We start from the raw sequence: 25017 nt of genomic DNA, 5'->3' as shown, positions 1-25017 counted from the left end.
GGTGAGGGGATCGAAACTCCAGGGTTAGCCCTCGGAACCCAGCAGTTCGCTCATGGCGATGACCTGTTCGGCCACCTGGATCAGCTTCTGCTGCCGCCCCATGGCCTGGCGACGCATCAGGGTATAGGCCTCTTCTTCATTGCACTGCTTCATCTTCATCAGCAGGCCTTTGGCCAACTCGATACGCTTGCGTTCTGCCAGTTGCGCCTCGCGAGCCTGTAATTCGGCCCGCAATGCCTGTTCGCTCTCAAACCGGACCATGGCCACATCAAGAATGGGTTGCAGGCGCTCGGCCTGGATACCTTCGACGATATAGGCACTGACCCCGGAGCGGATGGCGCGGCGCATTACGTCCGGATCGTGCTCGTCGGTGAACATGACAATCGGCCGGGGCTGCTCGCGGGTGACCTGGACGATGTGCTCCAGCACGTCGCGCCCCGGGGATTCGCTGTCGATCAACACCACATCGGGGCGTACTGCCGCCACACGCTCAGGCAGATTGAGACTCGACCCCGGCTCGTCGATAACCGCGAAGCCCGCCTTCAGCAGGGCGCTTTTCAGGCGACCGATTTTTTTTGCGGTGTCATTGATCAGCAGGATGCGCAGTGGGTGGGCTGCCGCCTCTTTTGGGGGCAGCGGGTAACGGGAATTGTTCATCATGGCTTCATCCTGGTGCGTGTCGATGCGCTCAGACCGACTCACTCGGGCGTCCGCCTTCGATGAAGCGGTTGCCAGCAGGAAAGTTCGTTGAGCGTAACAAGTCGTGAATGAAGTCAGGCAAGGGCTATGCCAAGGGATTGAAAGCTCTGCCCGCCAGTGGCCCGTTGCAGGCCGAACAACAGCGGCAGGCAGGTCTCATGAATGTAAGGCGGACAGATAGCGTCAGCGCTGGATGATCTGCCGGACATGCGACTGCGGAATCTGCTTGGTGCGCCCTTCCTCATCCTTGTATTCGAGCAGGCCGGTGTCATCGTCCAGCCTGGGCTTGTCGCGGCTGTCGAGCATCTGTCCATCGTTGGTGGCAATGATGTAGTCGCTGGCGCAGCCGGCAAGGCCCAGCACGCAGCATGCGGCTATGATCCAGTGCTTCATGATCTACCTCTCTTGTCGTTGATCCGCCAAATCGGCGTACAAGGTAATGACAAGCGAAGGCGCCAGATGCTCCCGACAAAATGACCAGACGTGCCGGAAACGAAAAAGCCCCGCACAAGGCGGGGCTTTTCGTTTACCGATGACGCTTAGGCTTGAACGACCGGGATCTGGGCGTTCGCAGCGGCTTCGCGGAACTCGGCGATCTGGTCGAAGCTCAGGTAGCGGTAGACATCGGCAGCCATGCTGTCGATGTCCTTGGCGTAGGCCATGTACTCTTCGACAGTCGGCAGCTTGCCGATGATCGAGGAGACCGCAGCCAGCTCGGCAGACGCCAGGTACACGTTAGTCGCATCACCCAGGCGGTTCGGGAAGTTACGGGTCGAGGTGGACACCACGGTCGAACCGGTCTGGACACGTGCCTGGTTACCCATGCACAGCGAGCAGCCCGGCATTTCCATGCGCGCGCCAGCCTTGCCGTAGATGCCGTAGTAGCCTTCTTCGGTCAACTGGTGAGCATCCATCTTGGTTGGCGGAGCCAGCCACAGACGGGTCGGAATGCCGCCCTTGACCTTTTCCAGCAGCTTGCCGGCGGCGCGGAAGTGACCGATGTTGGTCATGCACGAACCGATGAACACTTCGTCGATCTTCTCGCCAGCAACGCTGGAGAGCAGACGGGCGTCGTCCGGATCGTTCGGGGCGCAGAGAACCGGCTCCTTCACGTCGGCCAGATCGATTTCGATCACGGCAGCGTATTCGGCGTCCTTGTCGGCTTCCAGCAGCTGCGGCTTGGCCAGCCAGGCTTCCATCGCCTGGGCGCGACGCTCCAGGGTGCGGGCATCGCCGTAGCCTTCGCTGATCATCCAGCGCAGCAGGGTGATGTTGGACTTCAGGTACTCGGCGATGGCCTCTTCCGGCAGCTTGATGGTGCAACCGGCAGCCGAACGCTCGGCGGAGGCGTCGGACAGTTCGAAGGCTTGTTCAACGGTCAGGTTGTTCAGGCCTTCGATTTCCAGGATGCGGCCGGAGAAGATGTTCTTCTTGCCCTTCTTCTCGACCGTCAGCATGCCTTCCTGAATGGCGTAGTAGGGGATGGCATGGACCAGGTCACGCAGGGTGATGCCCGGTTGCATTTCGCCTTTGAAACGCACCAGTACGGATTCCGGCATGTCCAGCGGCATGACGCCGGTGGCGGCGGCGAAGGCCACCAGGCCGGAACCGGCCGGGAAGGAGATGCCCATCGGGAAGCGGGTGTGCGAGTCGCCACCGGTGCCGACGGTGTCGGGCAGCAGCATGCGGTTCAGCCAGCTGTGGATGATGCCGTCGCCGGGACGCAGGGACACGCCGCCACGGTTCTTGATGAAGTCCGGCAGGGTGTGGTGGGTGGTGACGTCGATCGGCTTCGGATAGGCGGCGGTGTGGCAGAAGGACTGCATCACCAGGTCAGCGGAGAAGCCCAGGCACGCCAGGTCTTTCAGCTCGTCGCGGGTCATCGGGCCGGTGGTGTCCTGGGAACCGACAGTGGTCATCTTCGGTTCGCAATAAGTGCCCGGACGTACGCCCTTGCCTTCCGGCAAACCGCAGGCGCGACCAACCATCTTCTGGGCCAGGGTGAAACCCTTGCCGCTGTCAGCCGGAGCGACCGGCAGTTTGAACAGGTTGGCCGGGCCGAGGCCCAGTTCGGCGCGAGCCTTGTCGGTCAGGCCGCGACCGATGATCAGCGGGATACGACCGCCAGCGCGAACTTCGTCCAGCAGCACGTCGGTCTTCAGTTCGAAGGTGGTGACCAGCTCGTCGCTGCCGTGGCGGCGCACTTCGCCCTTGTAGGGGTACACGTCGATGACGTCGCCCATGGCCAGGTTGGAGCAATCGAACTCGATCGGCAGAGCGCCGGCGTCTTCCATGGTGTTGTAGAAGATCGGGGCGATCTTGGTGCCGAAGCAGAAGCCACCTGCGCGCTTGTTCGGCACGTTCGGGATGTCGTCGCCGAAGAACCACAGCACGGAGTTGGTGGCAGACTTGCGGGACGAACCGGTACCGACCACGTCACCGACGTAGGCAACCGGGAAGCCCTTGGCCTTCAGTGCCTCCATCTGCTTGATCGGACCGACCGAGCCGGGAACGTCCGGGTTGATGCCGTCGCGGGCCATCTTCAGCATGGCCAGGGCGTGCAGCGGGATGTCCGGGCGCGACCAGGCATCCGGAGCCGGGGACAGGTCGTCGGTGTTGGTTTCGCCGGTGACCTTGAAGACGGACAGGGTGATCTTTTCAGCCAGCGCCGGGCGCTTCTGGAACCACTCGCCGTCAGCCCAGGACTGCAGCACGGCCTTGGCGTTGGCATTGCCGGCCTTGGCTTTTTCGGCGACGTCGTGGAAGGCGTCGAACATCAGCAGGGTGTGCTTGAGTTGCTCAGCGGTCACGGCGGACAGCTCGGCATCGTCCAGCAGCTCGACCAAAGTGGCGATGTTGTAGCCGCCCTGCATGGTGCCCAGCAGTTCAACGGCGCGTTGCTTGTTGATCAGCGGAGAGGAGGCTTCGCCCTTGGCAATAGCGGAAAGGAAACCGGCCTTGACGTAGGCGGCTTCGTCAACGCCCGCGGGAACACGGTTGGTGATCAGGTCGACCAGGAAGGCTTCTTCGCCGGCCGGTGGGTTCTTCAGCAGCTCGATCAGGCCTGCGGTTTGTTCGGCGTTTAGCGGCTGGGGCACGATACCCTGGGCGGCACGCTCTGCTACGTGTTTGCGGTAAGCTTCAAGCACAGTTATTACCTCATCAGTGGTCCCATCGAGGGCGGGACACTTTTCCTGAGAATCGTCGCGCCATGCGCTCTGCCGCGTTATGGGCGGCTTCGCCATGACTGCGAAAATTCCCCCTCAAGAAGCTGTTTTCAAAGTTTTACGCCGATTGGGACGAGGGGTAGGGCTACCGGCACTGGGCAGTGTCTGCGCCACTTCGTCCCGTTCGGATTCTCAACTGTGCTCGTGACGCTTTGAAAACAGCTTCGCTCGGACGTTGGCGCCTAAAAAGGCGGGTGGATTCTAATGGAGATTGCGTCCGAAGTTAAGCCCGCACGCATGGGGCAGGCGGGGTGACCGGGGTTAGACAAAGGGCTAAGATGCCGCCCTGTTCGACTTTCCAGCTCGTTTCGTCATGTCCAAAACGCCCATCAAGACTCCGTGCATCGGTCGTTGCTCCACCGTCTATGGGGATCTGGTGTGCCGTGGGTGCAAGCGCTTTCTCCACGAAGTGGTGGAGTGGAATGGCTATGACGATGAGCGCAAGCACGAAATCATGCTGCGCCTGGAGACGTTGCTGGTTCATGTGATGCGCAGCAAGCTGCAAGTCCTGGATGCGGCGCGTCTGCGCCAGCAACTGGAACAACGCCAGATTCGCTTCGTGGCCGAGCAATCGCCCTATTGCTGGGCGTATCAATTAATCGCACGTGGCGCACGCCTGATCAATCGCCTGGATGCCTATGGCCTGGCGTTGTTGCCGGAGTTCCGCGACTGGAGCCTGGTCGATGTGCGCGATGCCATCGACAATGAGTTTTTTGCCCTGTCTGAAGCGCATTACCAGCAAATCATGGTCGCTAAAGGGCGTGAGGTTCTGTGACGTAAGTGAACCGTCCTGCGACGGGTACGCCTGGCGTTACAAAAAGCCGCTCCATAAGAGCGGCCTTTTTGGTTGGCGTTTTAGCGGTTGCTGAGCAGTTCTTCGAGGTGCGCGATGATGTCATTCGGCTTGAGCACCAGTACGTCGCTTTCCAGTGAATCCAGCACCACTTCGGCGGTGTTGCCCATCAGCGCGCCAGACAGTCCGGTGCGCGCCACGGTGCCGATCACGGTCACAGCGGCATCGAGCTTGTGGGCGGTTTTCGGAATCAGTACGTCAGCCGGGCCTTCCTTGACATACAAGTGATCGTCAGCGATTTCGAAATCTTTCTGGAATTGCTTACAGGCTTCCCGGTAGCGTGCCTCGATGGTTTCCTTGAGTTGGAAGGTCGGATCGGCGGCGGAGAGCATTGGCGAGGGGTGGGCGCTCAGGACATACAGTTCGCCCTGGGTCAGGCTGGCGATGTCGAAGCCGTGGCTGACAATGCCGCTGTGCAACGTGCGATGTTCGTTGTCGGAGTTGCCCACATCGACGGCGGCCAATACGGGACGTCCGCTCCAGGGTTTTTCGGTTTTCACCATCAGCACCGGGCAGGGGCAATAGCGGAGAAGCTTCCAGTCCTCGGGCGTCAGAAAGGCTTTTTTCAGCAGGCTGTCGCGCTGATGTTCCTTGATCACCAGTGCGCAACCCTCGGCTTGCTGCACGGCGATGACGGTCTGGTGCGGATTTTCCTTCCAGTATTGCTGGGTGCTGACGCTGTAGCCTTCAGCCTTTAGCTGCTCGCCCAGCTCTGCCAACAGGGCGGAATGGTCCTGTTTGCTCTCCGCACAAATGAGCAGGTGAAGCTGCGATTGTGTGACGCCGGCGATCAACTTGGCACGTTTGAGGGCAAGCGCCTCAGGCAGCTCGGGCTGGACGATGACCAGAATGCGGCGGATCGCTTGCATAGGTGTGCTCCTTCAAACCGGGAATTGATTAGCTTCCACTTTAGTCGGGGTGCGATAAATCGCGTTGACTCATATCAAGTGCGCAGGCCTGTTATCACGGGCCGGCACTCGTATAATGCCCCGTTTTCTGCAACCGAGCCGAGACTCATGCTGTTATCTGTCGCTGTATCCCCTTTGCGGGCTCGTTTCCTTGCGGATTCCGGGAGGCTGGCATGAGTTTGCCGGAAATTCACGACTTTCTGGGCTGCCGCACGCCCGAAGCCTGGGTGAGCGTCGCGTTGACGGAGCAGGAGGTCCTCCTGCTTGATCACAAGAACTGCGAATTCAAGGCCGCTTCGACGGCGTTGAGCCTGATCGCCCGCTACAACGACCGGCTGGACCTGGTCAATTACATGTCGCGCCTGGCCCGCGAGGAGCTGGTACACCACGAGCAGGTTCTGCGCCTGATCAAGAAGCGCAAGATTAATCTGCGCCCCGTGTCGGCGAGCCGCTATGCCTCGGCGTTGCGCAAAGGCGTGCGCACGTCCGAACCGCACAAGATGGTCGATACCCTGGTCGTCGGCGCGTATATCGAGGCGCGCAGCTGCGAACGTTTCGAGGCGCTGGTGCCGCACTTGGATGAGGAATTGGGCAAGTTCTATGCGGGGCTGCTGCAATCCGAAGCGCGGCATTTCCAGAACTACCTGAAGTTCGCCTACGCCTTCGGTGAGCAAGCGGATGTGGATGCGTCGGTCCTGCGCTTTCGCGAGCTGGAGCGCGAGTTGATCGAAAGCCCAGACACAGAATTCCGCTTCCACAGCGGCGTGCCCTCATACGCTTATTAGGACGGGTTGAGCGAAGCGATTTCCATCAAGTGGCACTTCTCGGTGCTGCACGCGCCGAGGACTTACGCTTCTGCTTCCAACGCAAACGGCGCCTGCTCCAATCCCTGTTCGTCTATCTGCAAGGCCCAGCCCTGGGTGTCCCAGTCGCCTAGTACGATGCGTTGCACCGGCTGGCCGTTGACGGTCAGTTCATGCACGGCCGGACGGTGGGTGTGGCCGTGGATCAGGGTGTGCACGCGATGTTCGGCCATCACCCGCTCCACTTCGGCCGGTGTAACGTCAGTGATTGCCTCTGCCTTCATGCGCGTCTGTGTGCGGCTTTCGTTGCGCAGCTTGCGCGCCAATTGCTGCCGCTTTGCCAGAGGCAAATGACGCAGGATGAACAGCGACAGCGGGTTGCGCAGCAAGCGACGCATGCGCATGTAGGCCTGATCGGCGGTGCACAGGCTGTCGCCGTGCATCAGCAGGACCCGTTCACCTGCCAGCTCCACCACGCAGGGGTCGTTCAGCAAGGTGCAGCCAGCCTCGCGGCAAAACGCCTGGCCGATGAGGAAGTCGCGATTGCCATGCATCAGGAAGATGCGTGTGCCCGTCTCGCTCAGCTGGCGCAGGGCTACGGCGATTTCGTGCTGAAAGGGCGACATGCCGTCATCGCCAATCCAGACCTCGAAAAAGTCGCCCAGGATATACAAGGACTCGGCCTGCACGGCGCGTTCGCGCAGAAAACGCAGAAACGCCCGGGTGATGTCCGGGCGTTGCTCTTCGAGGTGCAGATCTGAGATCAGCAGAATCATCGGCTTACTCGATGACTTCTGCCTTCTCGATCACGACGTCTTCTACCGGCACGTCCTGGTGGCCGGCCTTGGAGGTGGTGGCCACGCCCTTGATCGCATCCACAACGTCCTGGCCTTCGGTCACTTCCGCAAAGACCGCATAGCCCCAGCCCTGCATGGTCGGCGCGGTGTGGTCGAGGAAATCGTTGTCTTTGACGTTGATGAAGAACTGCGCGGAGGCCGAGTGCGGCTCCATGGTGCGGGCCATGGCGACGGTGTATTTCTTGTTGGACAGGCCGTTATTGGCCTCGTTCTTGATGGTGGCGCGGGTGGATTTCTGCTTCATGCCCGGCTCGAAGCCGCCGCCCTGGATCATGAAATTGCTGATGACCCGATGAAAGACGGTGTTGTCGTAATGGCGGTCTTTTACATACTGAATGAAGTTGGCCACGGTTTCCGGGGCCTTGTCGGCGAACAGTTGCAGGGTGATGGTGCCGTGGTTGGTGTGCAGCTTGATCATGACAAGGCTCTCTGTAGCGGATTAGTAGGTCTGTCAGGTGCTTGACAGCTTGGGCTATGATACGGCCTTTGTTTTGCCCGGCCTACCCTGAGCCGCGCACTGTCTGTCCAAGGATCCCATGAGCAAGCCCGAGACTCCCGCCGCCGCCGCGAATTTCCTCCGCCCCATCGTTCAGGCCGACCTGGACAGTGGCAAGCACGCGAAAATCATTACCCGCTTCCCGCCGGAGCCCAACGGCTACCTGCACATCGGCCATGCCAAGTCGATCTGTCTGAACTTCGGCCTGGCCGAAGAGTTCGGCGGGCAGTGCAACCTGCGATTCGATGACACCAACCCGGCCAAGGAAGACCAGGAATACATCGATGCCATTAAGGCCGATGTGCAGTGGCTGGGTTTCCAGTGGGCCGGCGAAGAGCACTACGCGTCCGACTATTTCGACCAGTTGTATGACTGGGCCGTGCACCTGATCAACACCGGCAAGGCCTATGTTTGCGACCTGTCACCGGATGAGGCGCGCGAGTATCGCGGAAGCCTGACCGAGCCCGGCAAGAACAGCCCGTTCCGCGAGCGCAGCGTTGAGGAGAACCTGGACCTGTTTGCGCGCATGAAAGCCGGCGAGTTCCCCGATGGCGCGCGCGCGCTGCGGGCAAAGATCGACATGGCCTCGCCGAACATGAACCTGCGCGACCCGATCCTCTATCGCATTCGTCACGCCCACCATCACCAGACCGGTGACAAATGGTGCATCTACCCGAGCTACGACTTTACACACGGTCAGTCGGATGCCATCGAAGGCATCACCCACTCGATCTGCACCCTGGAGTTCGAGGACCATCGTCCGCTGTACGAGTGGTTCCTGGACAACCTGCCGGTGCCGGCCACGCCGCGCCAGTATGAATTTGCTCGCCTCAACCTGAACTACACCATTACCAGCAAGCGCAAGCTCAAGCAGTTGGTGGACGAGCAGCATGTCGCCGGCTGGAATGATCCGCGCATGTCTACGTTGTCCGGCTTCCGCCGCCGTGGCTATACCCCGGCCTCGATCCGCAATTTCTGCGACATGATCGGTGTCAACCGCGCGGGCGGCCTGGTGGACATCGGCATGCTGGAATTCGCCCTGCGCGAAGACCTGGACGCCAACGCAGGGCGCGCCATGTGCGTGCTCAAGCCGCTCAAGGTTGTGATCACCAACTACCCAGAAGGGCAGGTGGAAAACCTTGAGTTGCCGCGCCATCCCAAGCAGGACATGGGCGTGCGCGTGCTGCCGTTCTCCCGCGAAATCTACATTGATGCCAGCGACTTCGAAGAAGTCCCGCCGGCCGGCTTCAAGCGCCTGATCCCAGGCGGCGAAGTGCGCCTGCGCGGCAGCTACGTGATCCGCGCCGACGAAGCGATCAAGGACGCCGAGGGCAATATCGTCGAGCTGCGCTGCTCCTACGACGAGAACACCCTGGGCAAGAACCCGGAAGGCCGCAAGGTCAAGGGTGTGATCCATTGGGTGCCGGCCGCCGAAAGCGTTGAGTGCGAAGTGCGCTTGTACGATCGCCTGTTCCGCTCGCCGAACCCGGAAAAAAACGAAGAGGGCGGCGGCAACTTCCTGGACAACATCAATCCTAATTCCCTGGTCGTACTCACAGGCTGCCGCGCCGAACCCTCGTTGGCCAAGGCCGTGGCCGAAGAGCGCTTCCAGTTCGAGCGCGAGGGCTACTTCTGCGTCGACAGTCAGGATTCCGCGCCGGGTGCGCTGGTGTTCAACCGCACCGTCACGCTGCGCGACTCCTGGGGAGCCTGATCCATGGCGTTGTCGATCTACAACACCCTGAGCAAGACCAAGGACGTCTTCACGCCCCTGGTCGATAACCAGGTGCGCATGTACGTGTGCGGCATGACGGTGTATGACTTCTGCCACATCGGCCATGCGCGGGTGATGGTGGCGTTCGACGTGGTGACGCGCTGGCTGCGTCACCGGGGTTACGACGTCACCTATGTGCGCAATATCACCGACATCGATGACAAGATCATCCGCCGCGCCCAGGAGAACGGCGAGCCGTTCGAGGCGCTGGTCGAACGCATGATTGCCGCCATGCATGAGGACGAGGCGCGCCTCAGCGTGCTGCGCCCGGACATCGAGCCGCGTGCCACGCAGCACATCGACGGCATGTTCGCGATGATCCAGACCTTGATCGACAAGGGCTACGCTTACGCGCCGGGCAATGGCGACGTGTATTACCGGGTCGGCAAATTCGCCGGCTACGGCAAGCTGTCGCGCAAGAAGATCGAAGACCTGAAGATCGGTGCGCGCATCGAGGTCGACGAGGCCAAGGAAGACCCGCTGGACTTCGTGTTGTGGAAGGGCGTCAAGCCCGGCGAGCCGAGCTGGCAGTCGCCCTGGGGTGCCGGTCGTCCCGGCTGGCATATCGAGTGCTCGGTGATGTCCACCTGCTGCCTGGGTGAAACCTTCGACATTCATGGCGGCGGCCCGGACCTGGTGTTCCCGCACCATGAAAACGAAATCGCGCAGAGCGAGGCGGCCACCGGCAAGTTGTACGCCAATGTCTGGATGCACGCCGGCGCGGTGCGCGTGGACGGCGAGAAGATGTCCAAATCCCTGGGCAACTTCTTCACCATCCGTGAAGTGCTGGAGAAGTACCACCCGGAAGTGGTGCGCTACCTGCTGGTGGCCAGCCACTACCGCAGCCCGATCAACTACTCCGAAGACAGCCTCAAGGAAGCCAAGGGCGCCCTGGAGCGTTTCTATAACGGTCTCAAAGGCTTGCCTGAAGCGGCACCCGCCGGTGGCGAAGCATTTATGGAGCGCTTTGCCGCCGCCATGGACGATGACTTCAACTCACCGGAAGCCTGTTCAGTACTGTTCGAGATGATCCGCGAGGTCAACCGCTTGCGTGACACGGATGTGCAATCCGCTGCCGCGCTGGCTGCACGCCTGAGAGAGTTGGCTGCCGTACTCGGCGTGCTGCAACTTGAGCCTGAGGCCTTCCTGCAGGCCGGTGCCGCTGGCAAGGTCGATGCGGCCGAAGTGGATGCCCTGATCGCTGCGCGCCTGCAAGCGCGCGCGGAGAAGAATTGGGCCGAATCCGACCGTATTCGCGACCAGCTCACGGCGATGGGGGTGGTCTTGGAAGATGGCAAGGGTGGCACGACCTGGCGTCTGGCTGAGTAAGCCTGTCGTACTGAAAAAGGCCGCTATGCGGCCTTTTTTCATTGGAGAAGCTGTTGGGGGCGGACGAAACGTTACCCTGCGCAGGCACTTTACATATGGAGGTTAGAGGTCTTCTTCTTCCTCGGGCATTACATCCGTAACGATCACCTGAGCATGTGTGCTGTTCTCGTTTTCCAGGCGTAGTCCGAAGTAGCGCGTGTCGTTGGCATCCCAAAACGCCTCCAGCTGCTCGGTCGTCGCGTTTTCGAGCAGCACTCCCTGGCTGTGTTCCAGAATGACCGAGTAGCGTATTTCTGTGCCCATAAGGAACTCGTAGCAGTAAAGGAGGGTTGCTTAGTGGTGCCATTATGCCATCACAGGTTGCAATCTTTCTTTACCGCCTATCGCTTGTTAGGCCTCAACGCTTTCAGCTAAAGGGGCATGGACACTCGATTCGAGCAAGGCTCGATGATAGGTATCGCTGCGCTCCACGCCACCCTACGAGCGCGCTGACAGCATCCTATGCAGATGCGTAGAGGATAAGGGCGGCCTAGATGCGAAACACCAATGCAAGTGACTTCTCGCCATTAACGGTGCTGTAGCTGATGCTTCCCTGGTGCGCTTCGATGATGGAATGGGTGAAGGCCCCTCCTCGGTCAACGCCCCGAACGTGGCATACGCAGCCACCAGGTTCGCTCACCGGCTGCCGTGGCTCTGGTTGCAAGGAAATACCTGGGTTGGCCAGTGTCAGGGATAGGCAGTGTTCGTCCTGTGCAATTTCCAGCGATATCGTTGCGCCGTCCGGCGTGTCGCGCAGTGTGTTCGCCAGCAGGTTCGACAAGGCCTGACGCAGCATCAGAGCATCGCCTTGCAGCATGCCTGTGCCATCTAGTTCAAAGTGGATGCCACGCCCTTTGGCGGGTACTTCATAAAAATCCAGCACACTGGCGCATAACTCACGCAGCTCGACAGGCTCGCGATGCGAGAGGATTGAGTCAGGGTTGGCCTTGGCTGGGATGTCGTCGATTATGCGTGCCTGACGGGCCAGGACGGCATTGAACGCCAAGGCCAGCGGCAACAGCTCGGCAGGTACTTGCTGGGTGGAGAGGCACACCACGGGTGATTGTGCCGAGGCCGAAATTGCCGTCTGGCTCAGCTCGTGAACCGGGCGCAGCCCTCTGCTCGCTATGGTCCATCCCAGCAGCACACTGCCGGGTATGACCAGGAGCAAGGCAGCCCATAACCAGCCGCTCAGAGAACGAAGAAACGCGCGATGCTCAGTGACATCCAGCATCAGCAACACGTTGAGCTGTTGCCCGTCGCGTGTGATCTGGCGCTGCAGACCACGCCAGGTTTTCGCGTTGTGCGACCATTCGGTGGTCCCTCGCCGCTGCCATTGCGGGTAATTCAGCGGAATTGCGACCTGTTCGGGTTCGCTGAACAGAACGCGGCCATCGGCATCGAAAATCAGCGCGGACAAGTCGCGGTGTCCGTCCATAAGAGACCGCAGCTCGGGTTGCACCACCTGCAATTGATACAGATCGCCAAGCCCCAGTAACAGAGTTTCGGCGCCATCGAGTTTCTCCTCCAGCACGTACTGGTCGAACCTGTCGAAATGGCGTTGGCTGAATTGATCGAACACGAACCCAGACGCCACCAGAACGCCGCACACCGCCAGTGTGAACAGTAGGCTCAGGCGCGACGTCAGCGAAAAGTGGGCCATGGACGAGCCTCCTGCTGGACACAGTCTGTATCCGGGCCGCAGTTACAGAAATCACCCGTCGAGGGCCGACACGTTGAACTATCGATATCAGGTCCGTTCATCTCACACCTTGGAAAACTCAGTAACATCGCCACGCTAACCGGCCTGGGACAATAGGGAGACAGCATGATGCCCAAGGTGTTTGTTGATCATTTCAAGAATGTGACCCAAGACTACCTTGACCATCGGCCCATCCCGGCGAGTTGTTCAAGTGGCTGAGCCGACAATGCGGGCAGCATGATCTCTCGTGGGATTGCGGAGCGGGCAATGGCCAGGCGGCAACCCATCTGGCCCAAGACTTTCGGCACGTGGTGGCGACTGATGCGAGTGCGGCACAACGTGCTGCGGCCATACCCCATGAACGGGTCAGTTGAGGTTGGCTCAGCGAAATGCGCAGAGCTGGATTCTGCATCCGTCGGTCGCGCAAGCCCTGCACTGGTTCGATAGCGAACGCTTTTATGCCGAGGTGCGAGAGTGTTTAGGCCCGATGGGGTAGCCGCGGTGTGGTGTTATGGCCTGGTTGAGTCGGAAGGTGACGAGGTGGACTCCTCGCCATGAACCCTACCGGCGTGACCGGCAGTTTTTTTCCGTAACGCGGGTGCAACCCCGTCAAAGATGCGTGCCTCGCTCGGTAGGGCATATCGGCTCCCGCTCACGTTGACCCGCCCCAAGAAAGGCAGCCGTGCGTTAGGTTCCCATTGACTCGCGTAGCCGTTTGTACAGCGTCGTGCGGCTGATTCCCAAGCTGCGTGCCAGGCGTGAGACATTGCCGCCGCAGGCCTGCAGTTGGTTGATCAGGGTGTCGTTGGCGATATCCGTCGGCACTAAATGAGCCTGCGGTTGCGGGCCAGACGCGGGTTGCAGGTCGCCGAAAAACTCCTCAGGCAGGTGCTCCACGCGGATGGACTGGTCGTCGGCCAGGGCCAAGGCAATCTTCAGCACATTGCTCAGTTGGCGCAGGTTGCCCGGCCAGGAGTGACGCAGGAACAGTGCCATCACCTCGGGACTGAGGCCGGCGGTTTGCCTCGGCGCGCGGTGCTGCTCCCAGACACGCTGGATCAGGGCAAGCTTGTCGCTGCGCTGGCGCAACGGGGGGATTTTCAGGCCCAGGCCGCAGATGCGGTAATAAAGATCAGCCCGGAATCGTCCAGCGGCGACTTCCTCGCGCAGGGGACGATTGGTTGCGCAGATCAAGCGGAAGTCCACGGCAACCGCGTCGCCGCCGCCCAGCGGCTGCACGCAGCGTTCCTGCAAGACCCGCAATAGACGGGCTTGGACGTTGAGAGGCATATCACCGATTTCATCCAGAAACAGCAGGCCCTTGTCAGCCTTGCGGATCAGCCCAAGGCTGCCTTTTTGGTGGGCGCCGGTGAACGCGCCTTTTTCGTAGCCGAACAGTTCCGACTCCACCAGTTCGGTAGGCAGCGCTGCGCAGTTGACGGCCACCAACGGCCGGCCGGCCCGTGAACTGGCCTGGTGCAGCGCCTTGACCAGGACGTCCTTGCCGACGCCGGTTTCGCCGTGGATCAGTAGGGGAATATCCTTTTCCAGTAGGCGCAGCGCCTGATCGACGAGTTTATGAACCTGAGCATCACCCAGGTCGATATCGCTGAGTGTGAGCGGTTGCCAAACTCGTTGCGCAGCTGTGACCACGGGCCCTGGACGCTGAAATTTGCGTACCTGGCCATGAAAATGCACTTGGCCAGTGCTGTGCAGCAGCAAGGGTTGCTTTTCGGGCAGATCAAGCAACAGCCGCAGGGGCGTATCGAACAAGCGCTCCAGATGGGTTTGGGCCGCCGTCGTGCCCAGCAGGCTGTCGGCGCGCCGGTTGGCGGCGACGACCCAGCCGCTGTCATCGAAGAGCAGCAGGCCAGCCCAGGGACTGTCCAAATTGTCCTGGCCGGTATTGAAGACCAGCTGATGATGCTCGCGGTGAAACTGATCGAGGAGCAGGCGGTTCTCCACCGACTGGCAGAGCATTTTCACCAGCCCCAGGGTGTGAGAGGGCGGCAGGTAGCTGTCGCTGGACACATCGAGGACGCCGATTACCCTGCGCTGTGCATCGCAGATCGGCGCGGCAGCGCTACTCAGACAGCGGGTGGCTTCGAGAAAGTGCTCGTCGCGCTGAATATGCAGTGCCTGCTCACAGGCCAGGGCGGTGCCGATGGCATTGGTGCCGCAATGGCGCTCCAGCCAACTGGCGCCGAGGCTGAAACCCGGCTGCAGGGCAGGCTCGATATTGCGCCGGTCACCCCAGGAGTGCAGCAATAGCCCTTGGGCATCGGTGAGCAATACCAGGCAGCGGGAATTGGCCAGGATGTTTTCGTAATAAGGCAACACTTCGCGCTGGGTGGTATGCAGCAGGGTGTGTTGAGTGTGCAGCAGCGTGGTGATATCCAGCCCGTCCTCGGCGCTGAAACGGGGCGGGCTGCGGTGGGTAAGACCGTAGCCCTCGCAGCGTGTCCAGGAGTCGCGGATCAATGCTTCATGGGTAGAAGCGGTCATGGCGGCGCCTCAGCGAGATGGGGCTGCGGCCCGATTCCCGAAAAGACTGCGTGGCTTTTTCAGCGCCGCCAAACCCAAGTGTGTGTGAACAGTCTTGTACGTACCTGTGCAGTGTCAATGTTCAAGTTTGTTCAAGGCGCGCTCGCCGGCAGGCGCCGGAATCGCGTGAGATGCCGTTTTAGAGCCTGATAAGCGGGTTGGCACGCTTGTCGCTAAGCAGAGGCAAACAATAACGTTGCAGGGTCCGCCATGTCGCTGACGCTGGATCGAGTCTCGAAAGTCGTCGATGGACAGACGCATATCGACGCGGTGAACCTGAGCTTTGAACCGGGCTCCTTCAACGTGCTGGTCGGCCGCACGCTGTCCGGCAAGACGTCCTTGATGCGCTTGATGGCCGGCCTCGACCAGCCCAGCAGTGGGCGCATCCTGATGCATGGCCGTGAGGTCACGGGTATTCCGGTGCGCAAGCGCAACGTTTCGATGGTCTACCAGCAGTTCATCAATTACCCCACCCTGAGCGTGTTCGAGAACATCGCTTCGCCGCTGCGCCAGAACGGCACGGGGCGGAAAGAGATCGAGCGTCGGGTACGCGAGACCGCGCAGATGCTGCGCATCGAGGGGCTGCTCGAGCGTTATCCGTTGGAGCTGTCGGGCGGCCAGCAGCAGCGTACGGCGATGGCCCGGGCACTGATCAAGGACGCTGAACTGGTGTTGTTCGACGAGCCGCTGGTCAATCTCGACTACAAGCTGCGCGAGGAACTGCGCCAGGAAATGCGCGAGCTGTTCAAGGCGCGCCGTAGCATCGCCGTGTATGCCACCACCGAGCCCAATGAGGCGCTGGCTCTCGGCGGCACGGTGACCATCCTCCATCAGGGCCAGGTGATCCAGAGCGGCCCGACGGCAGAGGTCTACCATCGGCCCAGCCAGGTACTGGCCGCCGAGTTGTTCTCCGAACCGCCGATCAATCTGCTCTCTGGACGGATCGCCGCCAACGAGGTGAGCGTTCAGAACTCCCTGCACTTTCCGCTGAACGCCGATCTGCGCAGCCTGGCGGAGGGAAGTTATCGCTTTGGTGTACGACCCAGTCATATCGGCCTTGTACCGTCCAACGATGACGATCTCGAGGTGTCCGGCGTGGTGGAACTGGCCGAAATCAGCGGCTCGGAAACCTTCCTGCATCTGCGCAACGAACAGTTCGGCCTGGTGCTGCACTTGCAGGGCGTACATGACTACGACGTGGACGCACCGATCCACGTGTACATCCCCACCCACAAGCTGTTCGTGTTCGATGCCCGAGACCAGTTGGTTCGGGCGCCGGGCCTGCACGCCTGAGGAAGCGAGATGGCCGAGATCCGCCTGCACAACCTGGCCCACAGCTACAACCGTCGTCCCAGTGGCGCAGAAGACTACGCCATCCTGGAGATGAACCATGTCTGGGAGCAGGGCGGTGCCTATGCGCTGCTTGGCCCTTCAGGATGCGGCAAGACCACATTGCTCAACATCATTTCCGGGTTGCTCACGCCCTCCCAGGGTGAGGTGCTGTTTGACACCAAAGTGGTCAACGACTTGCCGCCGGAGCGGCGCAACATTGCCCAGGTGTTCCAGTTCCCCGTGGTCTACGACACCATGACGGTGTACGACAACCTGGCCTTTCCGCTGCGTAACCAGGGGCAGCCGGCCAGCAAGGTCGATAGCCGGGTGCGGGAAATCGCCGAGGTGCTTGACCTGCAGGCGCTGCTGCAGCGTAAGGCGCGCAACCTGACCGCCGATGAGAAGCAGAAGGTGTCCATGGGCCGTGGTCTGGTACGCGACGACGTGTCGGCGATCCTCTTCGACGAGCCGCTCACGGTCATCGACCCGCACCTGAAGTGGAAGCTGCGCCGCAAGCTCAAGCAGATCCACGAGCAGTTCAACCTGACCATGATCTACGTCACCCACGATCAGTTGGAGGCCTCGACCTTCGCCGACAAGATCGCGGTGATGCACGCCGGGCAGATCGTTCAATTCGGTACGCCGCGCGAGTTGTTCGAGCGGCCTCGGCACACCTTCGTGGGCTTTTTCATCGGTAGCCCGGGGATGAACCTGATCGAGGTGCGTGCCGAGGCCGGTGGGGTGGGCTTCGCAGACGTGAATCTCCCCTTGTTGCCCGGCGTGCTGCGGCGCTTGCCGACACTCAGTGGCAAGCGTCTGCACGTGGGCATTCGTCCAGAATTCGTGCAGGTCTGCGCAGAGCCTCGCGAGGGAATGCTGGGTGCCGAGGTGGAGCACCTCGCAGATCTGGGCACCTACAAGATCCTTACCTTTCTCCTAGCGGGCCAGCGCCTCAAGGCACGCCTGGCTGAAGAAGATCCAGCACCGACCGGACGGGTGTGGGTCAGTTTCCCCGGCCAGTGGCTGATGCTGTATGCCGATGACCTGCTGGTGGAGGGCGAGGAATGAATCGGGTTCCCAACAACCGTGCCTGGTGGCTGGTGCTGCCGGTATTCCTGCTGGTGGCCTTTAGCGCCGTGTTGCCGATGATGACAGTGGTGAACTACTCGGTGCAGGACATCTTCGATCCCTCGACGCGCTATTTCGTCGGCGCCGACTGGTACCGTCAGGTTCTGCAGGACCCGCGCCTGCACGATTCGCTGCTGCGCCAGTTCGTGTTTTCCGCCTGCGTGCTGCTGATCCAGATTCCCCTGGGTATCGCCATTGCCTTGAACATGCCGGCCCGTGGACGCTGGGCCTCGCTGTGCCTGATCCTCATGGCCATTCCGCTGCTGATTCCCTGGAACGTGGTGGGCACCATCTGGCAGATCTTCGGCCGCGCCGATATCGGACTGCTGGGCTGGGTGCTGACGCGGTTGGGCATCAGCTACAACTATGCCTCCAACACGCTGGATGCCTGGGTCACGGTGCTGGTCATGGATGTCTGGCATTGGACCTCGCTGGTGGCGCTGCTGTGCTTCTCCGGCCTGCGGGCGATTCCGGATGCCTATTACCAGGCGGCGCGTATCGACCGAGCCTCGGCCTGGGCGGTGTTTCGCCATATCCAACTGCCCAAACTGAAAAGCGTGCTGTTGATCGCGGTGATGCTGCGTTTCATGGACAGCTTCATGATCTACACCGAGCCGTTCGTGCTCACGGGCGGCGGGCCGGGCAATGCCACCACCTTCCTCAGCCAGACGCTGACCAAGATGGCCGTGGGGCAGTTCGACCTGGGGCCGGCGGCGGCGTTCTCGCTGATCTATTTCCTGATCATCCTGCTGCTGTCCTGGCTGTTCTACACGGCCATGACCCATGGCGACCAGACGCGCTGAGGGCCGGCCGATGAACATCCGCAAAGTCCTTGTCCTGGTGATCTATCTGCTATTTCTGCTGGTGCCCATCTATTGGCTGCTGAACATGTCGTTCAAGAGCAACAGCGAGATTCTTGGCAGCCTGACGTTTTGGCCGCGGGAGTTCACCCTGGACAACTACAGGGTAATTTTCACCGACCGCAGCTGGTACAGCGGCTATATCAACTCGCTGTATTACGTGTCTCTCAACACGCTGATTTCCCTGGGCGTGGCACTGCCAGCGGCCTATGCCTTTTCGCGCTACCGCTTTCTGGGCGACAAGCACCTGTTCTTCTGGCTGCTGACCAACCGCATGGCGCCGCCAGCGGTGTTTTTATTGCCGTTTTTCCAGCTGTATTCATCGATCGGGTTGTTCGACACGCATATCGCCGTTGCACTAGCCCACTGCCTGTTCAACGTGCCGCTGGCGGTGTGGATTCTTGAAGGTTTCATGTCCGGGGTGCCCAAGGAAATCGACGAAACGGCCTATCTGGACGGCTACAGCTTTCCCACGTTCTTCCTGAAGATTTTCGTGCCCCTGATCCGCTCGGGCATCGGCGTTACGGCGTTTTTCTGCTTCATGTTCTCCTGGGTCGAACTGCTGCTGGCGCGCACCCTGACCTCGGTGAACGCCAAGCCGATTGCCGCGGTGATGACCCGTACGGTGTCCGCCGCCGGCATCGACTGGGGCGTACTGGCAGCCGCCGGGGTGCTGACCATCCTGCCCGGCATGCTGGTCATCTGGTTCGTGCGCAACCACGTGGCCAAGGGCTTTGCCCTGGGGCGGGTGTGAAATGGCGTGGATGGCCTGGACGTCGCCCACCGCGTTGTTCTTTGCCGGCATCGGCGTGCTGCTGCTCGGCATGAGCCTTTGGCAACTGCGTTCGCCGAGCCTCGAGCGCAAGGGTTTCCTGCCGATCAGCACCACGCGAGGTGATCGGCTGTTCATCGGTTTGTTGGGTAGCGCCTACCTGCATCTGCTGGTAATCGGCGTGACTGATTGGAATCTGTGGATAGCCTCGGCGCTATCCGTCGTCTGGTTATGTGCGGTGATGCGCTGGGGCTGACTGAGTGGGTCGGTTCCTTCTTAAAAGCCAACGTTTAGCGCAGCAGGGCTGACGCGCAGCAGACGTTGAATACTGGAGGTGTCTATGTTCGACAATAACAAGACCCGACATAGCACGGCACTGGCGGCCCTGCTGACGTTGTCCGGTATCAGTGGCCTGACTTGGGCCGACGCTTATGAGGACGCGGCGAAGAAGTGGATCGAGGAAGAGTTCCAGCCCTCGAGCCTAAGCAAGGAGCAGCAGATGGAGGAGATGAAGTGGTTCATCAAGGCCGCTGAGCCGTTTCGCGGCATGGAGATCAACGTCGTCTCGGAAACCATCACCACCCACGAGTACGAAGCCAAGACCCTGGCGCGCGCTTTTACCGAAATCACCGGCATTCGCCTGCGCCACGACCTGATCCAGGAAGGCGACGTGGTTGAGAAGCTGCAGACGCAGATGCAGTCCGACAAGAACATTTATGACGGCTGGGTCAATGATTCGGACCTGATCGGCACGCATTTTCGCTACGGCAAGGCGGTTGCGATCAGCGACATGATCAAGAACGAAGGCAAGGACGTGACCTCGCCAACCCTCGATCTCGACGACTTCATCGGTATTTCCTTCACCACCGCGCCGGACGGCAAGATTTATCAGCTGCCCGACCAGCAGTTCGCCAACCTCTACTGGTTCCGCGCCGACTGGTTCGAGCGTCCTGAACTGAAACAGCAGTTTAAGGAGCGCTACGGCTACGAGTTGGGCGTGCCGGTGAACTGGTCGGCTTATGAAGACATCGCCGAGTTCTTTAGTAAGCACGTCAAGGAAATTGACGGCAAGCGCGTCTATGGGCACATGGATTACGGCAAGAAAGACCCGTCGCTGGGCTGGCGCTTCACGGATGCCTGGTTTTCCATGGCTGGTGCCGGCGATAAGGGCTTGCCCAATGGCTTGCCGGTGGACGAGTGGGGGATTCGCGTCGAGAACTGCCATCCGGTCGGCTCCAGTGTCAGCCGTGGCGGCGATACCAATGGTCCGGCCGCGGTCTATGCGACACAGAAATACGTCGACTGGATGCGTGAATACGCGCCACGCGAGGCGCAGGGCATGACCTTTTCGGAGTCAGGACCCGTCCCGGCACAAGGCAACATTGCCCAGCAGATATTCTGGTACACCGCGTTCACGGCGGATATGACCAAGCCCGGCTTGCCGGTGGTCAACCCGGACGGCACACCCAAGTGGCGCATGGCTCCGTCGCCCAAGGGCGCGTACTGGGAAGAGGGCATGAAGCTCGGCTATCAGGACGCCGGTTCCTGGACCTTCCTAAAATCCACGCCGGAGAAGCGCCGGCTGGCCGCCTGGCTGTATGCGCAATTCGTCACCGCGAAAACGGTATCGCTGAAGAAGACCCTGGTGGGCCTGACGCCGATTCGCAAATCCGATATCGAGTCGGCGGCCATGACCGAAGCCGCGCCCAAGCTTGGTGGCCTGGTGGAGTTCTACCGCAGCCCAGCGCGGGTACAGTGGACGCCGACCGGCACCAACGTTCCGGATTATCCACGCCTGGCGCAGCTCTGGTGGCAATACATCGCCGAAGCGGCCAGCGGTGACAAGACCCCCCAACAGGCTCTGGATGGTTTGGCCGAAGCCCAGGACACCATGATGGCGCGTATCGAGCGCTCCGGTGTGCAGCCCAACTGCGGGCCGAAACTCAACGAGCCGCGCGATCCCGAATACTGGCTGAACCAGCCGGGTGCGCCGAAACCGAAGCTGGCCAACGAGAAGCCACAGGGACAAACGGTGAGTTACGAGGAGCTGATCAAGTCCTGGGAGCAGGCGCGGTAAGCAGCAGACTGTCCAATCAAAAACGGCACCCGAAGGTGCCGTTTTATTGTCTGCCAGCGCTTAAGGATGCAGTTCTTCAGCGGCGTACAGCGTATTTTCCAGCAGGCAGGCGCGGGTCATGGGGCCGACGCCACCCGGTACCGGAGTGATCCAGCTGGCGCGCTCGGCAGCCGGGGCAAACTCAACGTCACCGCGCAGCTTGCCGTCTGCCTGACGGTTAATACCAACATCGATGACGATGGCGCCCGGCTTGATCCACTCACCCTTGACCAAGTCGGTGATGCCGGTGGCGACCACCAGCAGATCGGAACGCCTGACGTGGGCTTCCAGATCGTGGGTGAAACGGTGGGCCACGGTGATCGTGCAGCCTGCCAGTAACAGCTCCAGCGCCATCGGTCGACCAACAATATTGGAAGCACCGACCACGAGGGCATTCAAACCATGCAGATCCACGCCGGTGCTTTCCAGCAGGGTCATCACGCCTTTTGGGGTGCATGGGCGCAGCAGCGGCATGCGCTGGGCCAGGCGGCCGACGTTATAGGGATGGAAGCCATCCACGTCCTTATCCGGGCGAATGCGCTCGAGCAGTTGCGAGGCGTCGAGATGCTTGGGCAGCGGCAGTTGGACCAGAATGCCGTCAATGGCCGGGTCGTCGTTGAGCTGGTCGATCAGACCAAGCAACTCATCCTGGCGAGTGTTTTCCGGCAGGTCGTAGGCGCGGGACAGAAAACCCACCTCCTGGCAGTCCTTGCGCTTGTGGGCGACGTATACCTGGGATGCCGGATCATGTCCGACCAGAATCACGGCCAAGCCAGGCGCGCGCAGGCCTTGCTGCAAGCGATCAGTCACGCGTTGGGCGATCTGTTGGCGGAGAGTGGCAGCGATCGTTTTGCCATCGATCAGTTGTGCGGTCATTACGCTTGGTTAACCATCGTAAGGGGAAGAAAGGGGCGGGCATTCTCTCACGCGCAAGCCGGTGGGCAAAGATGTGCGCCCGGTGCTTTGACGTAACTCGTTTATCTCACAGGAATTTTTTTTCATTTGAGTGTTGACGAGGTGAAGGAGCATCGCTAAGATGCGCCCCACTTGTCGAGCACAGCTAGTCGCTGGGTAAGATGGCAGTAGGGATAGAGGTTAGGATTTCTACTGCAGTCGAAGCTTTAAAAGTCCGCGCTCAGTCTGAGAATGCAGATGATTAAGCGCCCGTAGCTCAGCTGGATAGAGCATCCGCCTTCTAAGCGGATGGTCGCAGGTTCGAGTCCTGCCGGGTGCGCCATTAAAGGCAGCTTAGGCACAAGTAAACGCAATATGGTGGGCGTAGCTCAGTTGGTAGAGCACAGGATTGTGGCTCCTGGTGTCGTGGGTTCGATCCCCATCGTCCACCCCATATTCGAGAAAGCGCCAGGCCACGAGCCTGGCGTTTTCGTTTCAAGCTTGACATGCGGACGTGGTGGAATTGGTAGACACACCAGATTTAGGTTCTGGCGCCGCAAGGTGTGAGAGTTCGAGTCTCTCTGTCCGCACCATCTAAGCCCTTGATTCATAAGGGTTTTCCTCCCCAAGAGTGACGATAAAGTGCCTTTTGGGACTGCCATGGGACCGATATGGGACTACAGGCAGGGAAAAGAAACGGGGCAGCCCTTTGCAGGTGCTGCCCCGTTTTCGTTTCTGCGGCCCGTCCGGCTCACCATTTCAATGCATGCTCCAACAGTCCGATCATGTCTTGGCCGTTCTCAGGGTTTTGTATCTGGTGTTCTTGGCTGCCAATGTCACGGCGGGTCGCAGTCAAGTTTGCGCCTGGCCAATTCCAGCTGTCTTGTTGCGTTCCTTCCAATCGAGGGCATAAGCCAGCGATAAGAAAGCGAGGATGATGAGCAGTTCGTATCCCGCTTTGCTAAAGCTGTTTCCATGCTCGACGACTTATGCCGTTCTGTCTTTGATGCAGTCCACAGTGTGCCATCACCATGCGGCACGTCTCGAAAGCGAGCATTAAGTCGCCTTCACTCCATGCGGCAACATGTTTCTTCGCCTTAGGTAAGCGCAGAGCGGATTATTTGATGCCGCCGGCAACAGCGTCATTGTTCACCTGCTGCAGCGCCGCCTCGATGCAGAGGTTTTCCAGGTCGCGGCCGACCGATGCCGCAGCGACCAGGGTTCCCGCGCGAAAGAAGCGTGCCGTGAAATCCTGCTCCGTCAGGCTGCCATGGATCTGGACGTCGTCCCAATCGGCCGCGTAGCCGGTGTAGCGCAGGTCCAGGTCGTAATGGTGAGTCCAGAAGAATGGCACATCGGTAAAGGCCAGTCCGGCACCGAGCATATTGGCCGCGGCTGTCTGGCCTTGTCGTTGTGCATGCACCCAATGTTCGACCCGGATCAGCTGCGTACCGTATCGATAGCGGACGGCATCCCCGGCGGCGAAGTGGCCGGGGACCGAGGTCTGCAGGTCGAGGCCGACCTGGATACCGTCCTGGATCGTCAGTCCGGCGGCAGCGGCGAGCTCTGTGCGCGGCGTAACCCCTACGCCCACGATCAGCAGGTCCGCCGCCACCCGGCTGCCGTCCTCCAGCGTCAGCACCTTGCCGTCGAAGTGGGAGGGTGCGGCGCTCAGGTGGAAAACCACACCCTGTTCCCGATGCAGGTCGGTGAGAAAATTGCCCAGTTCACGGCCGAGCGCACGCGCCATCGGCACTTCATCCCGGGCGATCACATGCACCCTGAGTCCACGTTGGCGCAGGGCGGCGGCCGCCTCCAAGCCGATGAAACCGCCGCCGATCAGGGCCACCGAAGATGCGCCTTGGCTGGCTTCGATAATGGCCCGGGCATCGGCCAGCGAGCGTAGCAGGAACACATTGGGCCGCTCGAATCCAGGTAAAGACAGACGTCGCGGCTCCGCGCCCGTAGCGATGAGCAAGGAGTCATAGGCCAGCCGCCCGCCAGAGTGGGTCGCTACCTCGCGGGCGTCAGTATCGATGGCGGTCACATGGCAATCGAGGCGCAAATCAATCCCGCGCTTGGCGTAGAACTTCGGTCCACGCAGGGGAATCCAGTCTTCCGAAGCGGTGCCGGCCAGGTAATCCTTGGACAGGTTGGGGCGGTCGTAGGGCGCCGATGTATCGGCGCTGAGCATCGACAGGGCGCCGGCGTAGCCCAGCTCGCGAAGCCGTTCGGCGGCGGCAAATCCGGCGGCGCCGCCACCGATGATCAGGACGCGCCCTGGCCGGTTGCGAGGCGCGCTGGGCGCTGCCGGCTGCTCGGCCGTAGCCTTGCTGCGCACGAACAGGGTGTTGTCGATGATATCCACGTTCCATTTCGTCAGTGCGGTGAAAGCCGGCGCCCGCAACGCAGCTCCCGTGCGCAAACTGAAGCAGGCGTGGTGCCAGGGACAGCGGATTTCCTCGCCGGCCACCAAACCCTCGGCCAGCGGCCCGCCATAATGGGTACAGGTCGCGCTGAGCGCATGGAAACCGTCGTCCAGTCGGGCCACCAGAACGGCGTCACCCTCCACATGGCCAACCAGCACGCCGGTTGTCGGCACGTGCGCCACCGGCACGCCGTTGGTGAGGTCAGGGCCTCGGGGTGTGGTATCGGCATGAGCCATGGCGCGACTCCTTTAATAG

21 protein-coding genes and 3 tRNA genes are annotated in these 25017 nt (G+C 60.8%); 13 read left to right on the top strand and 11 right to left on the bottom strand.

Going from position 1 to position 25017, the window contains the following annotated elements; genetic code table 11:
• Nucleotides 1–24: 24 nt before the first annotated feature.
• The 3 genes from H9642_RS09575 to acnB all read right to left on the bottom strand — a co-directional run bounded on the left by H9642_RS09575 (nt 25) and on the right by acnB (nt 3848).
• Nucleotides 25–657 (bottom strand): ANTAR domain-containing response regulator, encoded by a 633-nt coding sequence (locus tag H9642_RS09575; protein ID WP_251836426.1) that lies wholly within the window; start codon nt 655–657, stop codon nt 25–27.
• 225 nt (nt 658–882) lie between these two features.
• Complete coding sequence (locus H9642_RS09570; protein WP_251836214.1) at nt 883–1092, bottom strand: YgdI/YgdR family lipoprotein; 210 nt, start codon at nt 1090–1092, stop codon at nt 883–885.
• A 146-nt stretch (nt 1093–1238) separates the two neighbouring features.
• Complete coding sequence (gene acnB, locus H9642_RS09565) at nt 1239–3848, bottom strand: bifunctional aconitate hydratase 2/2-methylisocitrate dehydratase (protein WP_251836213.1); 2610 nt, start codon at nt 3846–3848, stop codon at nt 1239–1241.
• A 391-nt stretch (nt 3849–4239) separates the two neighbouring features.
• On the opposite strand from acnB, the gene H9642_RS09560 reads away from it, so the two are divergent.
• Complete coding sequence (locus tag H9642_RS09560; protein WP_251836212.1) at nt 4240–4701, top strand: DUF1289 domain-containing protein; 462 nt, start codon at nt 4240–4242, stop codon at nt 4699–4701.
• A gap of 80 nt (nt 4702–4781) precedes the next feature.
• Here the strand turns inward: H9642_RS09560 and H9642_RS09555 are convergent, their stop codons facing one another.
• Nucleotides 4782–5648, bottom strand: coding sequence for a universal stress protein (locus tag H9642_RS09555; RefSeq protein WP_251836211.1), 867 nt, complete (start codon nt 5646–5648; stop codon nt 4782–4784).
• A gap of 212 nt (nt 5649–5860) precedes the next feature.
• Between H9642_RS09555 and H9642_RS09550 the strand changes: the two genes are divergently transcribed.
• Nucleotides 5861–6472 (top strand): MiaE family protein, encoded by a 612-nt coding sequence (locus H9642_RS09550; protein WP_251836210.1) that lies wholly within the window; start codon nt 5861–5863, stop codon nt 6470–6472.
• Nucleotides 6473–6534: 62 nt separating this feature from the next.
• Here H9642_RS09550 and lpxH read toward each other — a convergent pair whose 3' ends face one another.
• Nucleotides 6535–7266, bottom strand: a complete 732-nt coding sequence (gene lpxH, locus H9642_RS09545) for a UDP-2,3-diacylglucosamine diphosphatase (protein ID WP_251836209.1) — start codon at nt 7264–7266, stop codon at nt 6535–6537.
• 4 nt (nt 7267–7270) lie between these two features.
• Complete coding sequence (locus H9642_RS09540) at nt 7271–7765, bottom strand: peptidylprolyl isomerase (RefSeq protein ID WP_251836208.1); 495 nt, start codon at nt 7763–7765, stop codon at nt 7271–7273.
• Nucleotides 7766–7883: 118 nt separating this feature from the next.
• Here H9642_RS09540 and H9642_RS09535 point away from each other — a divergent pair, with 118 nt between their 5' ends.
• Together H9642_RS09535 and cysS are read left to right on the top strand one after the other, a co-directional pair.
• Nucleotides 7884–9557: a glutamine--tRNA ligase/YqeY domain fusion protein gene (locus H9642_RS09535; protein ID WP_251836207.1), complete on the top strand. Its 1674-nt coding sequence runs from the start codon at nt 7884–7886 to the stop codon at nt 9555–9557.
• Nucleotides 9558–9560: 3 nt separating this feature from the next.
• Nucleotides 9561–10946, top strand: a complete 1386-nt coding sequence (cysS, locus tag H9642_RS09530; protein WP_251836206.1) for a cysteine--tRNA ligase — start codon at nt 9561–9563, stop codon at nt 10944–10946.
• A 102-nt stretch (nt 10947–11048) separates the two neighbouring features.
• Here cysS and H9642_RS09525 read toward each other — a convergent pair whose 3' ends face one another.
• From H9642_RS09525 to H9642_RS09515, 3 genes are all read right to left on the bottom strand, one after another.
• Nucleotides 11049–11249, bottom strand: a complete 201-nt coding sequence (locus H9642_RS09525; RefSeq protein ID WP_251836205.1) for a hypothetical protein — start codon at nt 11247–11249, stop codon at nt 11049–11051.
• A 226-nt stretch (nt 11250–11475) separates the two neighbouring features.
• The gene (locus H9642_RS09520; protein ID WP_251836204.1) at nt 11476–12648 is read right to left on the bottom strand and encodes an ATP-binding protein; all 1173 of its coding nucleotides are present in this window, start codon (nt 12646–12648) and stop codon (nt 11476–11478) included.
• Between the two features lie 726 nt (nt 12649–13374).
• The gene (locus H9642_RS09515) at nt 13375–15192 is read right to left on the bottom strand and encodes a sigma-54-dependent Fis family transcriptional regulator (protein WP_251836203.1); all 1818 of its coding nucleotides are present in this window, start codon (nt 15190–15192) and stop codon (nt 13375–13377) included.
• A gap of 249 nt (nt 15193–15441) precedes the next feature.
• Between H9642_RS09515 and H9642_RS09510 the strand changes: the two genes are divergently transcribed.
• The 6 genes from H9642_RS09510 to H9642_RS09485 all read left to right on the top strand — a co-directional run bounded on the left by H9642_RS09510 (nt 15442) and on the right by H9642_RS09485 (nt 21400).
• On the top strand, nt 15442–16524 hold the full coding sequence (locus H9642_RS09510; protein WP_251836202.1) for an ABC transporter ATP-binding protein: 1083 nt from the start codon (nt 15442–15444) through the stop codon (nt 16522–16524).
• 9 nt (nt 16525–16533) lie between these two features.
• Nucleotides 16534–17631: an ABC transporter ATP-binding protein gene (locus H9642_RS09505; protein ID WP_251836201.1), complete on the top strand. Its 1098-nt coding sequence runs from the start codon at nt 16534–16536 to the stop codon at nt 17629–17631.
• Complete coding sequence (locus H9642_RS09500) at nt 17628–18494, top strand: carbohydrate ABC transporter permease (protein ID WP_251836200.1); 867 nt, start codon at nt 17628–17630, stop codon at nt 18492–18494. The genes H9642_RS09505 and H9642_RS09500 overlap by 4 nt, the downstream gene beginning before the upstream one ends.
• 10 nt (nt 18495–18504) lie before the next feature.
• Nucleotides 18505–19305 (top strand): carbohydrate ABC transporter permease, encoded by an 801-nt coding sequence (locus H9642_RS09495; protein WP_251836199.1) that lies wholly within the window; start codon nt 18505–18507, stop codon nt 19303–19305.
• A gap of 1 nt (nt 19306) precedes the next feature.
• Complete coding sequence (locus tag H9642_RS09490; RefSeq protein WP_251836198.1) at nt 19307–19579, top strand: DUF2160 domain-containing protein; 273 nt, start codon at nt 19307–19309, stop codon at nt 19577–19579.
• Nucleotides 19580–19663: 84 nt separating this feature from the next.
• A complete protein-coding gene (locus H9642_RS09485; RefSeq protein ID WP_251836197.1) occupies nt 19664–21400 on the top strand; it encodes an ABC transporter substrate-binding protein in 1737 nt (578 codons plus the stop codon).
• Between the two features lie 60 nt (nt 21401–21460).
• On the opposite strand, the gene folD is transcribed toward H9642_RS09485, so the two are convergent.
• Nucleotides 21461–22315, bottom strand: coding sequence for a bifunctional methylenetetrahydrofolate dehydrogenase/methenyltetrahydrofolate cyclohydrolase FolD (folD, locus tag H9642_RS09480; RefSeq protein ID WP_251836196.1), 855 nt, complete (start codon nt 22313–22315; stop codon nt 21461–21463).
• A 284-nt stretch (nt 22316–22599) separates the two neighbouring features.
• On the opposite strand from folD, the gene H9642_RS09475 reads away from it, so the two are divergent.
• From H9642_RS09475 to H9642_RS09465, 3 genes are all read left to right on the top strand, one after another.
• Nucleotides 22600–22676, top strand: a tRNA-Arg gene (locus H9642_RS09475).
• A gap of 35 nt (nt 22677–22711) precedes the next feature.
• Nucleotides 22712–22787, top strand: a tRNA-His gene (locus H9642_RS09470).
• A 54-nt stretch (nt 22788–22841) separates the two neighbouring features.
• Nucleotides 22842–22926, top strand: a tRNA-Leu gene (locus H9642_RS09465).
• Nucleotides 22927–23450: 524 nt separating this feature from the next.
• Here the strand turns inward: H9642_RS09465 and H9642_RS09460 are convergent.
• Nucleotides 23451–24998, bottom strand: coding sequence for an FAD-dependent oxidoreductase (locus tag H9642_RS09460; RefSeq protein ID WP_251836195.1), 1548 nt, complete (start codon nt 24996–24998; stop codon nt 23451–23453).
• Nucleotides 24999–25017: the final 19 nt, after the last annotated feature.

The organism is Serpens gallinarum (genome assembly GCF_014836765.1).
GTDB lineage: Bacteria > Pseudomonadota > Gammaproteobacteria > Pseudomonadales > Pseudomonadaceae > Serpens > Serpens gallinarum.
This window is presented reverse-complemented; position numbering and strand designations above follow the sequence as displayed.

Coding starts and splice junctions, on each gene's coding strand:
- H9642_RS09535 (WP_251836207.1), top strand. CDS start 7,884: ATGAGCAAGCCCGAGACTCCCGCCGCCGCCGCGAATTTCCTCCGCCCC.
- H9642_RS09555 (WP_251836211.1), bottom strand. CDS start 5,648: ATGCAAGCGATCCGCCGCATTCTGGTCATCGTCCAGCCCGAGCTGCCT.
- H9642_RS09560 (WP_251836212.1), top strand. CDS start 4,240: ATGTCCAAAACGCCCATCAAGACTCCGTGCATCGGTCGTTGCTCCACC.
- H9642_RS09510 (WP_251836202.1), top strand. CDS start 15,442: ATGTCGCTGACGCTGGATCGAGTCTCGAAAGTCGTCGATGGACAGACG.
- H9642_RS09525 (WP_251836205.1), bottom strand. CDS start 11,249: ATGGGCACAGAAATACGCTACTCGGTCATTCTGGAACACAGCCAGGGA.
- H9642_RS09570 (WP_251836214.1), bottom strand. CDS start 1,092: ATGAAGCACTGGATCATAGCCGCATGCTGCGTGCTGGGCCTTGCCGGC.
- folD (WP_251836196.1), bottom strand. CDS start 22,315: ATGACCGCACAACTGATCGATGGCAAAACGATCGCTGCCACTCTCCGC.
- H9642_RS09550 (WP_251836210.1), top strand. CDS start 5,861: ATGAGTTTGCCGGAAATTCACGACTTTCTGGGCTGCCGCACGCCCGAA.
- H9642_RS09485 (WP_251836197.1), top strand. CDS start 19,664: ATGTTCGACAATAACAAGACCCGACATAGCACGGCACTGGCGGCCCTG.
- H9642_RS09505 (WP_251836201.1), top strand. CDS start 16,534: ATGGCCGAGATCCGCCTGCACAACCTGGCCCACAGCTACAACCGTCGT.
- H9642_RS09490 (WP_251836198.1), top strand. CDS start 19,307: ATGGCGTGGATGGCCTGGACGTCGCCCACCGCGTTGTTCTTTGCCGGC.
- H9642_RS09500 (WP_251836200.1), top strand. CDS start 17,628: ATGAATCGGGTTCCCAACAACCGTGCCTGGTGGCTGGTGCTGCCGGTA.
- lpxH (WP_251836209.1), bottom strand. CDS start 7,266: ATGATTCTGCTGATCTCAGATCTGCACCTCGAAGAGCAACGCCCGGAC.
- H9642_RS09515 (WP_251836203.1), bottom strand. CDS start 15,192: ATGACCGCTTCTACCCATGAAGCATTGATCCGCGACTCCTGGACACGC.
- H9642_RS09575 (WP_251836426.1), bottom strand. CDS start 657: ATGAACAATTCCCGTTACCCGCTGCCCCCAAAAGAGGCGGCAGCCCAC.
- H9642_RS09495 (WP_251836199.1), top strand. CDS start 18,505: ATGAACATCCGCAAAGTCCTTGTCCTGGTGATCTATCTGCTATTTCTG.
- cysS (WP_251836206.1), top strand. CDS start 9,561: ATGGCGTTGTCGATCTACAACACCCTGAGCAAGACCAAGGACGTCTTC.
- H9642_RS09520 (WP_251836204.1), bottom strand. CDS start 12,648: ATGGCCCACTTTTCGCTGACGTCGCGCCTGAGCCTACTGTTCACACTG.
- H9642_RS09540 (WP_251836208.1), bottom strand. CDS start 7,765: ATGATCAAGCTGCACACCAACCACGGCACCATCACCCTGCAACTGTTC.
- H9642_RS09460 (WP_251836195.1), bottom strand. CDS start 24,998: ATGGCTCATGCCGATACCACACCCCGAGGCCCTGACCTCACCAACGGC.